The 13,402-nt window shown below is 58.8% G+C and carries 10 protein-coding genes; 1 reads left to right on the forward strand and 9 read right to left on the reverse strand.

Annotated elements, in window-relative coordinates; translation table 11 throughout:
• Positions 1 to 24: 24 nt before the first annotated feature.
• The 9 genes from sucD to sdhC form a co-directional block, all read right to left on the reverse strand.
• On the reverse strand, positions 25 to 906 hold the full coding sequence (gene sucD, locus AC3WWR_RS26455) for a succinate--CoA ligase subunit alpha (RefSeq protein ID WP_007919877.1): 882 nt from the start codon (positions 904 to 906) through the stop codon (positions 25 to 27).
• Positions 906 to 2,072 carry an ADP-forming succinate--CoA ligase subunit beta gene (gene sucC / locus AC3WWR_RS26460; RefSeq protein WP_007919879.1) on the reverse strand — a complete coding sequence of 389 codons (1,167 nt, stop codon included), beginning with the start codon at positions 2,070 to 2,072 and terminating at the stop codon, positions 906 to 908. The genes sucD and sucC overlap by 1 nt, the downstream gene beginning before the upstream one ends.
• 196 nt (positions 2,073 to 2,268) lie before the next feature.
• Positions 2,269 to 3,705 carry a dihydrolipoyl dehydrogenase gene (gene lpdA / locus AC3WWR_RS26465; protein ID WP_020799802.1) on the reverse strand — a complete coding sequence of 479 codons (1,437 nt, stop codon included), beginning with the start codon at positions 3,703 to 3,705 and terminating at the stop codon, positions 2,269 to 2,271.
• Between the two features lie 98 nt (positions 3,706 to 3,803).
• Complete coding sequence (gene odhB, locus AC3WWR_RS26470) at positions 3,804 to 5,024, reverse strand: 2-oxoglutarate dehydrogenase complex dihydrolipoyllysine-residue succinyltransferase (RefSeq protein WP_020799803.1); 1,221 nt, start codon at positions 5,022 to 5,024, stop codon at positions 3,804 to 3,806.
• A gap of 42 nt (positions 5,025 to 5,066) precedes the next feature.
• Positions 5,067 to 7,898 (reverse strand): 2-oxoglutarate dehydrogenase E1 component, encoded by a 2,832-nt coding sequence (locus AC3WWR_RS26475; protein WP_020799804.1) that lies wholly within the window; start codon positions 7,896 to 7,898, stop codon positions 5,067 to 5,069.
• Positions 7,899 to 8,173: 275 nt separating this feature from the next.
• The gene (locus AC3WWR_RS26480; RefSeq protein WP_083348460.1) at positions 8,174 to 8,878 is read right to left on the reverse strand and encodes a succinate dehydrogenase iron-sulfur subunit; all 705 of its coding nucleotides are present in this window, start codon (positions 8,876 to 8,878) and stop codon (positions 8,174 to 8,176) included.
• 11 nt (positions 8,879 to 8,889) lie between these two features.
• Positions 8,890 to 10,662: a succinate dehydrogenase flavoprotein subunit gene (sdhA, locus tag AC3WWR_RS26485; protein WP_083348459.1), complete on the reverse strand. Its 1,773-nt coding sequence runs from the start codon at positions 10,660 to 10,662 to the stop codon at positions 8,890 to 8,892.
• A 3-nt stretch (positions 10,663 to 10,665) separates the two neighbouring features.
• Positions 10,666 to 11,034, reverse strand: a complete 369-nt coding sequence (gene sdhD / locus AC3WWR_RS26490; protein WP_083348458.1) for a succinate dehydrogenase, hydrophobic membrane anchor protein — start codon at positions 11,032 to 11,034, stop codon at positions 10,666 to 10,668.
• A complete protein-coding gene (gene sdhC, locus AC3WWR_RS26495; protein WP_083348457.1) occupies positions 11,028 to 11,402 on the reverse strand; it encodes a succinate dehydrogenase, cytochrome b556 subunit in 375 nt (124 codons plus the stop codon). Before sdhC ends, sdhD begins: the two co-directional genes overlap by 7 nt.
• Before the next feature lie 363 nt (positions 11,403 to 11,765).
• Here sdhC and gltA point away from each other — a divergent pair, with 363 nt between their 5' ends.
• Entirely contained in the window at positions 11,766 to 13,055 is a 1,290-nt protein-coding gene (gene gltA, locus AC3WWR_RS26500; protein WP_007959044.1) for a citrate synthase, read from the forward strand.
• Positions 13,056 to 13,402: the final 347 nt, after the last annotated feature.

A 13,402-nucleotide genomic window follows, 5' to 3' on the forward strand; every position in this document is an offset into this window, starting at 1 on the left:
TGAAGCGTCAGCTAAGCGCGAGGCTTACTTGACAGCCCAACCGGTCAGCTCGGCCAGGGCCTTGCCGATGTCTGCCAGCGAACGCACGGTTTTAACGCCTGCGTCTTGCAGAGCAGCGAATTTCTCGTCTGCAGTGCCTTTGCCGCCAGAGATGATTGCGCCAGCATGGCCCATGCGCTTGCCCGGAGGAGCAGTCACACCAGCGATGTAGGAAACAACCGGCTTGGTCACGTGTGCCTTGATGTAGGCAGCCGCTTCTTCTTCAGCCGAACCGCCGATCTCGCCGATCATCACGATCGCTTCGGTCTTCGGGTCTTCCTGGAACAGCTTCAGGATGTCGATGAAGTTCGAACCCGGGATCGGGTCACCACCGATGCCGACGCAAGTCGACTGACCGAAACCGGCGTCAGTAGTCTGCTTCACAGCTTCGTAGGTCAGGGTGCCGGAACGGGAAACGATACCGACCTTGCCTGGCAAGTGAATGTGACCTGGCATGATGCCGATCTTGCATTCGCCTGGGGTGATCACGCCTGGGCAGTTAGGGCCGATCAGGACTACGCCCAGCTCGTCGCACTTAACTTTAGCGTCCAGCATGTCCAGGGTAGGAATGCCTTCGGTGATGCACACGATCAGCTTGATGCCGCCGAAGGCAGCTTCCAGGATCGAGTCCTTGCAGAAAGGAGCCGGAACGTAGATCACGCTGGCGGTGGCGCCAGTGGCAGCTACAGCGTCTTTCACGGTGTTGAACACTGGCAGGCCCAGGTGCTCGGTACCGCCTTTGCCTGGAGTTACACCACCCACCATCTTGGTGCCGTACTCGATGGCTTGCTGGGTGTGGAAACTACCTTGCGAACCGGTAATACCCTGGCAGATAACTTTGGTGTCTTTATTGATCAGGACGCTCATTATTTGCCCTCCGCAGCTTTGACAACTTGTTGAGCAGCGTCGGTCAGGCTGGTAGCAGCGATGATGTTCAAACCGCTTTCTGCCAGTACTTTAGCGCCCAGCTCAGCGTTGTTGCCTTCAAGGCGAACAACAACCGGGATTTTCACGCCGACTTCTTTCACGGCGCCAATGATGCCTTCGGCAATCATGTCGCAACGAACGATGCCGCCGAAGATGTTAACCAGTACTGCAGCGACGTTGGTGTCGGACAGAATGATCTTGAACGCTTCGGTAACGCGTTCTTTGGTAGCACCGCCGCCCACGTCGAGGAAGTTGGCTGGCTTGCCGCCATGCAGGTTGACGATGTCCATGGTACCCATGGCCAGGCCAGCACCGTTGACCATGCAACCGATGTTGCCTTCCAGCGCTACGTAGTTCAGTTCGAACTTGGCAGCGTGCGCTTCGCGCGGATCGTCTTGCGACGGATCGTGGAAAGTCTTCAGCTTAGGCTGACGGTACATGGCGTTGGCGTCGATGTTGATCTTGGCGTCCAGGCAGTGCAGATCGCCGTCAGCCTTGATCACCAGCGGGTTCACTTCCAGCAGGGCCAGGTCGTGATCCTTGAACAGTTTGGCCAGGCCAACGAAGATCTTGGCGAACTGAGCAACCTGCTTGCCTTCCAGACCCAGCTGGAATGCCAGCTCGCGACCCTGGAATGGCTGAGCGCCAACCAGTGGATCGATAGTGGCTTTCAGAATTTTTTCTGGAGTGTCGTGAGCGATTTTCTCGATGTCCACGCCACCTTCGGTGGAAGCCATGAACACGATGCGACGGCTCGAACGGTCAACGACAGCGCCCAGGTACAGCTCTTTAGCGATATCAGTGCACGATTCAACCAGGATCTTGGTGACTGGCTGACCATTGGCGTCAGTCTGGTAAGTCACCAGACGCTTGCCCAGCCACTGCTGTGCGAATGCTTTAGCGTCTTCTTTGCTGCGAACCAGCTTGACGCCGCCCGCTTTACCGCGACCACCGGCGTGGACCTGGGCTTTGACAACCCACTCGCTGCCGCCGATCTTGTCGCAAGCTTCTGCTGCTGCTTCCGGGGTGTCTACCGCGTAACCGGTGGAAACTGGCAGGCCGTACTCAGCGAACAGCTGCTTACCCTGATACTCGTGAAGATTCATGCTTATTACCGTCTTCGTTAGGTACTGCGCATTCGGTGCTGCACTCATTCAAGTGCCGCACCACCTGTGACTGCTGCTTGCATGGCCTTTCCGGACAACCGGTGCAGCCATGCAAGGCTGCGTCCAGCGGATATTCCGCGGTGAGTCTTGCATGCAAGGCTCACGACGGGCCATTCCGCCGTGGTTTCTTATTGTCTTAACGCTTCTTGCGGTTGGCGATGTGGATGGCGCCGCCATTCACTGCCAAAGCAGCTTCGTGCAAGGCTTCAGACAGGGTCGGATGGGAAAAAACCATCATGCCCAGGTCTTCAGCGCTGGTGCCGAATTCCATACCGATCGCACCCTGCTGAACCAGTTCGGCAGCGCTTGGGCCAATCACGTGGACGCCCAATACGCGGTCTGTCTTGGCATCTGCGATGACCTTGACGAAACCACCGGTGTCGTTGGCAGCCATGGCACGGCCGGAGGCTGCGAACGGGAAGGTGCCGACGTTAACTTCAACGCCTTCAGCTTTCAAGGCCTGCTCGGTTTTACCAACCCACGCGATTTCCGGGTGAGTATAAATAACCGAAGGGATCAAATCATAGTTCATCTGGGCCTTGTGGCCCTTGATGCGCTCGACAACCATGATGCCTTCTTCCGACGCCTTGTGCGCCAGCATCATGCCGCGAACCACGTCACCGATGGCGTAGACGCCCGGTACGGTGGTGGCGCAGTGATCGTCGACGTGCACGAAACCGCGCTCGTCCAGGGTCACGCCGCAGTCGGCAGCCAGCAGATCAGTGGTCACTGGACGGCGACCAACGGCTACGATCAGCTTGTCGAAAGTGATGTTCTGTTCGCCGTTGGCATCGGTGTAGTTCACCACGACTTCGTCGCCGTTCACTTTGGAGCCGGTCACGCGAGCGCCCAGCTTGATGTCCAGGCCCTGCTTGGTCAGGGTTTTCAGCGCTTCCTTGGAAACGGCTGCGTCAGCGGCCATCAGGAAAGTGTCCAGGGCTTCCAGGACAGTCACTTCTGCACCCAGACGCGACCAGACCGAACCCAGCTCCAGACCGATCACGCCAGCGCCGATTACGCCCAGGCGTTTTGGTACGGATTGGAATTCCAGGGCGCCGGTGGAATCGACGATCACATTCTGGTCGACCGGAGCCGGTGGAATGTCGATCGGACGCGAACCTGGAGCCAGGATCACGTTCTCGGCTTCGATGACTTCTACCGAACCGTCAGGCTTGGTGACTTCAACTTTCTTGCCGGCCAGCAGCTTGCCGTGACCCTGGATGGAGGTCACACCGTTGGCTTTGAACAGGGTTGCAACACCGGAGGTCAGGCCTTTGACGATGGTGGCTTTACGGCCGACCATTGCTGGCACGTCCATGGTCACGCCAGCGTGGTTGATCCCGTGGATCGCGAAGCCTTCTTTGGCTTCCTTGTACTTCCAGGAGCTGTCCAGCAGCGCCTTGGACGGAATGCAGCCGACGTTCAGGCAAGTACCGCCCAGAGCCAGTTTGTCATCCTTGTCGGTGTACTTCTCGATGCAGGCAGTGCTGAGGCCCAACTGAGCGGCCTTGATGGCAGCTACGTAGCCGCCAGGGCCCGCGCCGATCACTACTACGTCAAATTTCTGCGACATTCAAAAAATCCTCTTTAGCGAAAAGCTTGAAGCCGCAAGCGACAAGCCAGGCTGCGGGTTTTCCGACAGCCTGGGCTTGCAGCTCGCGACTGCTTCTATCAGATATCCAGCAACAGACGAGCCGGATCTTCCAGCAGGTTCTTGATGGTCACCAGGAAAGTCACAGCTTCTTTGCCATCGATCAGACGGTGATCGTAGGACAGGGCCAGGTACATCATCGGACGGATAACGACCTGGCCGTTGATGGCCATAGGACGCTGGATGATGTTGTGCATGCCCAGGATGGCTGCTTGTGGCGGGTTGACGATCGGGGTCGACATCATCGAACCGAAGGTACCGCCGTTGGTGATGGTGAAGGTACCACCGGTCATTTCGTCCATCGACAGTTTGCCGTCGCGGGCTTTCTTGCCGAAGGTGGCGATGCCGCCTTCGATTTCAGCCAGGCTCATCAGTTCGGCGTTACGCAGAACCGGAACAACCAGGCCGCGATCGCTGGAAACCGCAACGCCGACGTCAGCGTAGCCGTGGTAAACGATGTCAGCGCCGTCGATCGAGGCGTTGACAGCCGGGAAGCGTTTCAGCGCTTCGGTGGCCGCTTTCACGAAGAAGGACATGAAGCCCAGGCGCACGCCGTTGTGGGACTTCTCGAACAGATCCTTGTACTTCGAACGCAGCGCCATGACTTCGGTCATGTCGACTTCGTTGAACGTGGTCAGCATCGCCATGTTCGACTGGGCTTCGACCAGGCGCTTGGCAACGGTGGCCCGCACGCGGGTCATCGGTACACGCTTCTCGATGCGATCGCCGGCAGCGAACACCGGAGCAGCAGCGGCAGGTGCGGCAGCCTTGGCAGGCGCGGCAGCCGGAGCGGCTTTCTTGGCAGCAACGGCTGCAACCACGTCTTCCTTGGTCACGCGACCGCCTTTGCCAGTGCCGGCAACGGAAGCGATGTTGATGCCGTTTTCTTCAGCCAGCTTGCGCGCAGCCGGTGCAGCAACAGGATCGTCTTCGCCTTCGGCGGCAGGGGCAGCAGCCTGGGCAGCGGCGGCAGGAGCCGCAGCAGCTGGAGCGGCAGCAGCGCCGCCCGCTTCGATGGAGCCCAGGACTTCGTCGGACAGAACGGTGTCGCCTTCGTTCTTGACGATAGCGCCCAGCACGCCATCAGCGGTAGCCAACACTTCGAGTACGACTTTATCGGTTTCGATGTCGACGATCAGTTCGTCGCGCTTGACCGCGTCGCCCGGTTTTTTGTGCCAGGTGGCAACGGTGCCATCGGCAACCGATTCCGGGAAAGTGGGGGCTTTGATCTCGATAGCCATTATCTGTGGTTCCTTAAATTCGGTTTCAGGTGCGCGAAGGCGTTAAACAGTAAAGGCGTCTTGCAGCAGTTGTTCCTGCTGTTCGGCGTGCATCGATGCGTAACCGCATGCCGGTGCAGCAGAAGCCTCGCGGCCCGCGTACTCGAGTACGAGAGACTTGTTGAGGTTGCTGATGCTGCGACGCATGTGGTGTTGGCTGCAGTACCACGCGCCCTGGTTCATCGGCTCTTCCTGGCACCAAACGGCATGCTTGGCGTTGGTGTAGGGAGCCAGGACTTCTTTCAAGTCGTCCTCAGGGAATGGGTACAGCTGCTCGATACGCACGATGGCGATATCGTCACGGCCTTCGGCACGGCGTTTTTCCAGCAGGTCGTAGTAGACCTTGCCGCTACACAGGACAACGCGCTCGACCTTTTTCGGGTCTTGGGCGTCGATTTCCGGGATAACGGTCTGGAAGGAACCTTCGGCCAGATCTTCCAGGGTCGAGATGGCCAGCTTGTGGCGCAGCAGCGACTTCGGAGTCAGGACTACCAGTGGCTTGCGCAGCGGGCGAATCACCTGACGGCGCAGCAAGTGGTAGATCTGTGCCGGCGTCGTTGGCATGCACACCTGGATGTTGTGCTCGGCGCACAGCTGCAGGTAACGCTCCAGACGAGCCGAGGAGTGCTCCGGCCCCTGACCTTCATAACCGTGCGGCAGCAGCATGGTCAGACCGCACAGACGGCCCCACTTGTGCTCGCCACTGGTGATGAACTGGTCGATTACAACCTGGGCGCCGTTGGCGAAGTCGCCGAACTGGGCTTCCCAGATAACCAGCGCGTTCGGCGTGGTGGTCGAGTAACCGTACTCAAACGCCAGTACCGCTTCTTCGGACAGGAACGAGTCGTACAGGTCGAAGCGTGGCTGACCGTCGTACAGGTTCTGCAACGGGATGTAGGTGCCCGCGTCCTTCTGGTTGTGCAACACGGCATGACGGTGCGAGAACGTACCGCGGCCGATGTCCTGGCCGGTCATGCGGATCGGGTGACCTTCGAACGCCAGGGTCGCGTACGCCATGGTTTCGGCGTAACCCCAGTTGATCGGCAGGCCGCCGGCTTGCATCTTCTGACGGTCTTCGTAGATCTTGGCAACCTGGCGCTGAACCACGAAGCCTTCCGGAATTTCCAGCAGCTTGGCGGACAGTTCCTGCAAAGTCTTCAGGTCGAAGCGCGTGTCGTGACGCGCGGTCCAGGCGTGGCCCAGATACGGACGCCAGTCCACGAACAGCTCTTTGTTCGGTTCCTTGACCAGCGATTTCACGACGTGCAGACCGTTGTCCAGCGCGTTGCGGTACTCGTCGACCTTGGCCTGGACACGTTCAGCGTCCAGTACACCGGCCTGGGTCAGGCGATCAGCGTACAGCTCACGGGTAGTGCGCTGCTTGGTGATCTGCTGATACATGATCGGCTGGGTGCCGCTTGGCTCGTCGGCCTCGTTGTGGCCGCGACGACGGTAGCAGACCAGGTCGATCACCACGTCACGCTTGAACTGCATGCGGTAGTCGATGGCCAACTGGGTCACGAACAACACGGCTTCCGGATCATCGCCATTCACATGGAGGATCGGCGCCTGGATCATCTTCGCAACGTCGGTGGCGTACTCGGTGGAACGCGAGTCCAGCGGGTTGCTGATGGTGAAACCGACCTGGTTGTTGATCACGATGTGCACGGTACCGCCGGTCTTGAAACCGCGGGTCTGCGACATCTGGAAGGTTTCCATCACCACGCCTTGACCGGCGAATGCCGCGTCACCGTGGATGGAGATCGGCAGGACTTTCTCACCGGTCAGGTCGTTACGACGGTCCTGACGGGCGCGCACCGAACCCTCGACCACCGGGGAAACGATTTCCAGGTGGGACGGGTTGAACGCCATGGCCAGGTGAACTTCACCGCCGGTGGTCATCACGTTGGACGAGAAGCCCTGGTGGTATTTAACGTCACCGGAACCCAGCTCGACCTTCTTCTTGCCTTCGAACTCGTCGAACAGCTCGCGCGGGTTCTTGCCGAAGGTGTTGACCAGTACGTTCAGACGGCCACGGTGGGCCATGCCGATGACGATTTCCTTGGTGCCGTAGGAACCGGAACGCTGGATCAGCTCGTCGAGCATCGGAATCAGGCTTTCGCCGCCTTCCAGGCCGAAACGCTTGGTACCCGGGTATTTGGTGCCCAGGTATTTTTCCAGGCCTTCACCGGCGGTCACGCGCTCGAGCAGGTGGCTCTTGATGTCGGCGGAGTACGTCGGACGGCCACGCACGCTTTCCAGACGCTGCTGGAACCACTGGCGCTGCTCGGAATCGGTGATGTGCGTAAACTCAGCGCCGATGGTGCGGCAATATGTCTGCTGCAACGCTTCGTGAATTTCGCGTAGGCTCGCTTCCTCTTTGCCGATGAACAGGTCGCCGGCACGGAAGGTCGTATCAAGATCGGCATTGGTCAAGCCGTAATGATTGATCGACAGGTCTGCAGGTGCAGGACGCTGCCACAGCCCCAGCGGGTCAAGCTGGGCTGCCTGGTGGCCACGCATACGGTAGGCCTGGATCAATCGCAGCACTTCAACTTGCTTCTTCTCGTGCTCACTGCTCACGCTGCCGGCGGAAACCGGTTGGGCGCGGCGCTGGTTCTTTGCCAGCAAGACGAAATGATCGCGAATTGTGGAGTGCGAAACATCGGTGGCAGGGTTGCCGTCAGCAGGCAACTTCTGGAAGTAGGTGCGCCACTCTTCTGGCACAGCGTTAGGGTCGTGCAGGTAGAGCTCGTAGAGCTCTTCCACATAGGCAGCGTTACTACCGGATAGGTAGGCGCTGTTCCACATGCGCTGCATCACGCTTTCTTGCATGCTTGGTCACCCTCGGTTAGGGGAACACCACCGGTGTCGACACCGAGCAAACTTGCAGAAGTCCAAATGCAGCGACCAAAACAAGCCACTAGGATCACACTGATAGTCCGGGTACCAGCCCGGATGCCCCTGCTTGTCTCATTTCTTCAAAATAAGAGCCGCAGCCTTTTAAGCTGCTGCTCTGGTTATAGCTACGACGCGGGTTGAAGCCCGCGCCTTAGCCTCTACATTTACAGCGGTACTGCATTTACAACAGCTGGGTTACAACAGCTGTTTCACACACCGCTCGAGAGCAGCATGTGACGGATGTGACCGATGGCCTTAGTCGGGTTCAGGCCTTTCGGACATACGTTGACGCAGTTCATGATCCCGCGGCAGCGGAATACGCTGAACGGGTCATCCAGCGCAGCCAGACGTTCGGACGTCTTGGTGTCACGGCTGTCTGCCAGGAAGCGGTACGCTTGCAGCAGGGCAGCTGGACCCAGGAACTTGTCCGGGTTCCACCAGAAGGACGGGCAAGAGGTCGAGCAGCAGGCGCACAGGATGCACTCGTACAGACCGTCGAGCTTTTCACGCTCTTCAGGGGACTGCAGACGCTCGATGGCCGGAGCCGGCGTGTCGTTCTGCAGGAATGGCTTAACCTTCTCGTATTGCTTGTAGAAGATGCTCATATCGACGACCAGGTCACGGATAACCGGCAAGCCTGGCAGAGGACGAACGATCAACTTGTTACCTTTTACGACGGCGGACAGCGGCGTGACACACGCCAGGCCGTTTTTGCCGTTGATGTTCATGCCGTCGGAGCCGCAAACACCTTCACGGCAGGAGCGACGATAGGAGAAACCTTCGTCCTGCTCTTTAATCAGGGCCAGTACGTCCAGCACCATCAGGTCTTTACCACCGGTATCGACCTGGAATTCCTGCATGAACGGCGCAGCGTCCTGATCAGGGTTGTAACGATAAACACTGACTTGCAACATGGCGGCCACCCTTAATAAGTCCGAATCTTAGGTTCAAAAGTCGGAACCGTCTTCGGCGAGAAGTTCACGGCACGCTTGGCAACGCGCTTCTCACCCGGGAAGTACAGGGTGTGGCACAGCCAGTTTTCGTCGTCACGATCTTCGAAGTCTTCACGGGCGTGAGCGCCGCGGGACTCTTTACGCACTTCGGCAGCGATGGCGGTGGCTTCGGCCACTTCCAGCAGGTTCTGCAGTTCCAGAGCTTCGATACGCGCGGTGTTGAACGCCTGCGACTTGTCGTTGATCTTGACGTTGGCGATGCGCTTGCGCAGGTCAGCCAGCTGGGCAATACCCTTCTGCATGTATTCGCCGGTACGGAATACACCGAAGTAGTTCTGCATGCAGTTTTGCAGCTCGCGACGCAGGGTTGCCACGTCTTCGCCATCGGTACGCTCGTTCAGGGCGGCCAGGCGCGACAGGGCCGCGGTGATGTCGGCTTCGGTGGCGTCGTCGTACTCGATACCGTCGGTCAGCGCCTTTTCCAGGTGCAGGCCGGCAGCACGGCCGAAGACCACCAGGTCGAGCAGCGAGTTGCCGCCCAGGCGGTTGGCGCCGTGAACCGACACGCAAGCCACTTCGCCTACAGCGAACAGGCCCGGGATGATGGTGTCTACGCCGTCGGCGTCCTGAGTGATCGCCTGGCCATGGATGTTGGTGGCAACGCCGCCCATCATATAGTGGCAGGTAGGAACAACCGGAACCGGAGCAACAACCGGGTCAACGTGCGCGAAAGTCTTCGACAGCTCGCAGATGCCTGGCAGACGGCTGTGCAGCACTTCCTCGCCCAGGTGGTCGAGCTTGAGCATCACGTGGTCGCCATTCGGACCGCAGCCGTTGCCGGCAATGATCTCTTTAACCATCGAACGGGCCACAACGTCACGACCGGCAAGGTCCTTGGCGTTCGGAGCATAACGCTCCATGAAACGCTCACCGTGCTTGTTGATCAGGTAACCACCTTCACCACGGCAACCTTCGGTTACCAGTACGCCGGCGCCGGCGATGCCGGTCGGGTGGAACTGCCACATTTCGATGTCTTGTACCGGTACGCCAGCACGCAGGGCCATGCCGACACCGTCGCCGGTGTTGATCAGGGCGTTGGTGGTGGACGCGTAGATACGACCTGCACCGCCGGTGGCCAGAACGGTAGCCTTGGCACGGATGTAGGTGGTTTCGCCGGTTTCGATGCAGATGGCGATAACGCCGACGAATTCGCCGGCCTGGTTTTTCACCAGGTCAACAGCGTAGTACTCGTTCAGGAACGTGGTACCGGCTTTCAGGTTGCCCTGATAAAGGGTGTGCAGCAGCGCGTGACCGGTACGGTCGGAAGCGGCGCAGGTACGGGCAGCCTGGCCACCTTTACCGTAGTCCTTGGACTGACCGCCGAACGGACGCTGGTAGATACGGCCGGTTTCGGTACGCGAGAACGGAAGACCCATGTGATCCAGCTCGAAAACGGCGGCCGGGCCTTCCTGACACATGTATTCGATAGCGTCCTGGTCACCGATGTAGTCGGAGCCCTTGACGGTATCGTACATGTGCCAGCGCCAGTCATCGTTCGGGTCGGCGGACGCGATGGCACAGGTGATGCCGCCCTGGGCGGATACGGTGTGCGAACGGGTCGGGAAAACCTTGGTGATTACCGCGGTCTTGTGACCGCCTTGCGCCAGTTGCAGCGCTGCGCGCATGCCGGCACCGCCACCACCAATAATGATGGCGTCGAAAGAAATCGTTGGAATGTTAGCCATGAATCAGATACCCCAGAGAATCTGCACACCCCAGACGAAGTAAGCGAACATCGCAACGCCGCATACTGCCTGGAAAAGGAAACGTACTGCAGTTGCGGACTTGCCCAGCGCCATCGGCGTCAGGTAGTCGGTCGCGATGGTCCACATGCCAACCCAGGCGTGAGCGCCGAGGGCAACAAGGGCCAGCAGACTGAAGATACGCATCCCGTTGTGAGCGAACAGGCCATGCCATTGGTCAAAGCCAATGCCCGGATTCGCTGCGAGGTATCCGATCAGGAAGATGAAATAAGCCGCGAGAACAACCGCAGACACACGTTGTGCCATCCAGTCATAGAGGCCCGAACGCGACAGGTTCGTTACGCTGGTTACCATATCCAAACTCCCGCCAGAATGATCAGCACCGCAGATACGGCGATAATGATTTTCGAGCCCAGCGTGCCGCCTTCCAGCGTCTCACCGATGCCCATGTCCATAATCATGTGGCGCACACCGGCTACCAGGTGATACAGGAGAGCGGATAGGAGGCCCCATGCTACGAACTTGGCCAGAGGGCTGGTCAAGGTTGCCTTCACGTCGGCAAAGCCTTCCTCCGAACCCAGGGATTTGCCCAATGCATAAAGCATGAAGCCCAGGCCCAGGAAGAGGATGATGCCGGAAACACGGTGAAGAAACGACGTAACGCCGGTGATGGGGAGCTTGATGGTCCTTAGGTCTAGGTTTACAGGTCGTTGGCTTTTCACGGCTTTTTTTTCACACTGAAGAGCCCCTAACAATCAGGGCAAAGTTGTTGGGGAGTGCACTGGTCAGGTAATCACCACCCAGGGAGGCGACCCCCAATAACGCAAGCCCAAAAGCCCTTGGCGGTCGGTGGCCGAGTATAGACAGTTAGGCTACTAATGACAACGGACATACCTTCCCAAAACGGCGCATTGCGCAACACGTATAAAAGGCGTAAATGGCGGTCAATTTCGATAAAAAAGTAGGGTTAAAGCCTTCTGGAGCAAGACTTTAGGCAAATTGACATTCAAATTTATCTCACTATAGTGGTGCGGGCCCTGCGTGGGGGGTCTGTCTGATGATTTCAAGCATAAATAGGAGGCCACATGGCTGACAAAAAAGCGCAGTTGATCATCGAGGGCGCAGCCCCCGTCGAGCTGCCCATTTTAACCGGCACCGTTGGTCCCGATGTTATCGATGTTCGGGGCCTGACGGCCACGGGCCGCTTCACTTTCGACCCCGGTTTCATGTCGACCGCTTCCTGCGAATCGAAGATCACCTATATCGACGGCGACAACGGCATCCTGCTGCACCGCGGCTACCCGATCGAACAGCTGGCTGAAAAGTCGGACTACCTGGAAACCTGCTACCTGCTGCTCAACGGCGAACTGCCGACCGCAGAGCAGAAGGCCCAGTTCGTCGGCACCGTGAAGAACCACACCATGGTTCACGAGCAGCTGAAGACCTTCTTCAACGGCTTCCGCCGTGACGCCCACCCGATGGCCGTCATGTGTGGTGTAGTCGGCGCCCTCTCGGCCTTCTACCACGACTCCCTGGACATCAATAACCCGCAGCATCGCGAAATCTCCGCGATCCGCCTGGTTGCCAAGATGCCAACCCTGGCAGCGATGGTTTACAAGTACTCCATGGGCCAACCCATGATGTACCCGCGCAACGACCTGTCGTACGCGGAAAACTTCCTGCACATGATGTTCAACACCCCGTGCGAGATCAAACCGATCAGCCCGGTACTCGCCAAGGCCATGGACCGGATCTTCATCCTCCATGCCGACCACGAGCAGAACGCGTCGACTTCCACCGTGCGCCTGGCGGGCTCCTCGGGTGCCAACCCGTTCGCCTGTATCGCCGCCGGCATCGCCGCACTGTGGGGCCCTGCCCACGGCGGTGCGAACGAAGCCGTATTGACCATGCTCGATGAAATCGGCGATGTCTCGAACATCGACAAGTTCATCGCCAAGGCCAAGGACAAGAACGATCCGTTCAAGCTGATGGGCTTCGGTCACCGCGTTTACAAAAACCGCGACCCTCGCGCCACTGTGATGAAGCAGACCTGCGACGAAGTACTGAAGGAACTGGGCATCCAGAACGATCCGCAACTCGAACTGGCCATGCGCCTGGAAGAGATCGCCCTGACCGACCCGTACTTCATCGAACGCTCGCTGTACCCGAACGTCGACTTCTACTCGGGGATCATCCTCAAGGCGATCGGCATTCCAACCAGCATGTTCACCGTGATCTTCGCCTTGGCGCGGACCGTGGGCTGGATCTCCCACTGGAAAGAAATGCTCTCCAGCCCGTACAAAATCGGCCGTCCGCGCCAGCTGTACACCGGCTACGAGTCGCGTGACATCACCAAGCTGGAAGACCGCAAGTAAGATTTGTCTTGCTGTAGCGTGTTGAGTTGTACCGGGAACGGCCTCTATATATAGGGGCCGTTTTTGTTTGGGCGATGGTGGCTGTTTGGGATTGGGGTTGGGATTGGGTACATATCCATTCCTGCGGTCACGGCCACTTAGGGTTTCGCCCTTACGGCGAGTCACTTGGAAGAGCCCCAAGTAACCAAGGGCTCTTGCCCCTGACGTTCGGTGCCTCGCCAAGGCTCGGCATGCCCTCGCTCCGGTCCTGCTCCGTGGGCCCGCCGCGATGGGCCATCCATGGCCCAGCGCGGCTAAACCGGCATCCATGCCGGTTTCCCCACTGCGCAGAACCTCCACTCTGCCTC

It is taken from the genome of Pseudomonas sp. EB271-G4-1, assembly GCF_058791355.1.

Coding starts and splice junctions, on each gene's coding strand:
- sucC (WP_007919879.1), bottom strand. CDS start 2,072: ATGAATCTTCACGAGTATCAGGGTAAGCAGCTGTTCGCTGAGTACGGC.
- lpdA (WP_020799802.1), bottom strand. CDS start 3,705: ATGTCGCAGAAATTTGACGTAGTAGTGATCGGCGCGGGCCCTGGCGGC.
- odhB (WP_020799803.1), bottom strand. CDS start 5,024: ATGGCTATCGAGATCAAAGCCCCCACTTTCCCGGAATCGGTTGCCGAT.
- AC3WWR_RS26480 (WP_083348460.1), bottom strand. CDS start 8,878: ATGTTGCAAGTCAGTGTTTATCGTTACAACCCTGATCAGGACGCTGCG.
- sdhA (WP_083348459.1), bottom strand. CDS start 10,662: ATGGCTAACATTCCAACGATTTCTTTCGACGCCATCATTATTGGTGGT.
- gltA (WP_007959044.1), top strand. CDS start 11,766: ATGGCTGACAAAAAAGCGCAGTTGATCATCGAGGGCGCAGCCCCCGTC.
- sdhD (WP_083348458.1), bottom strand. CDS start 11,034: ATGGTAACCAGCGTAACGAACCTGTCGCGTTCGGGCCTCTATGACTGG.
- AC3WWR_RS26475 (WP_020799804.1), bottom strand. CDS start 7,898: ATGCAAGAAAGCGTGATGCAGCGCATGTGGAACAGCGCCTACCTATCC.
- sucD (WP_007919877.1), bottom strand. CDS start 906: ATGAGCGTCCTGATCAATAAAGACACCAAAGTTATCTGCCAGGGTATT.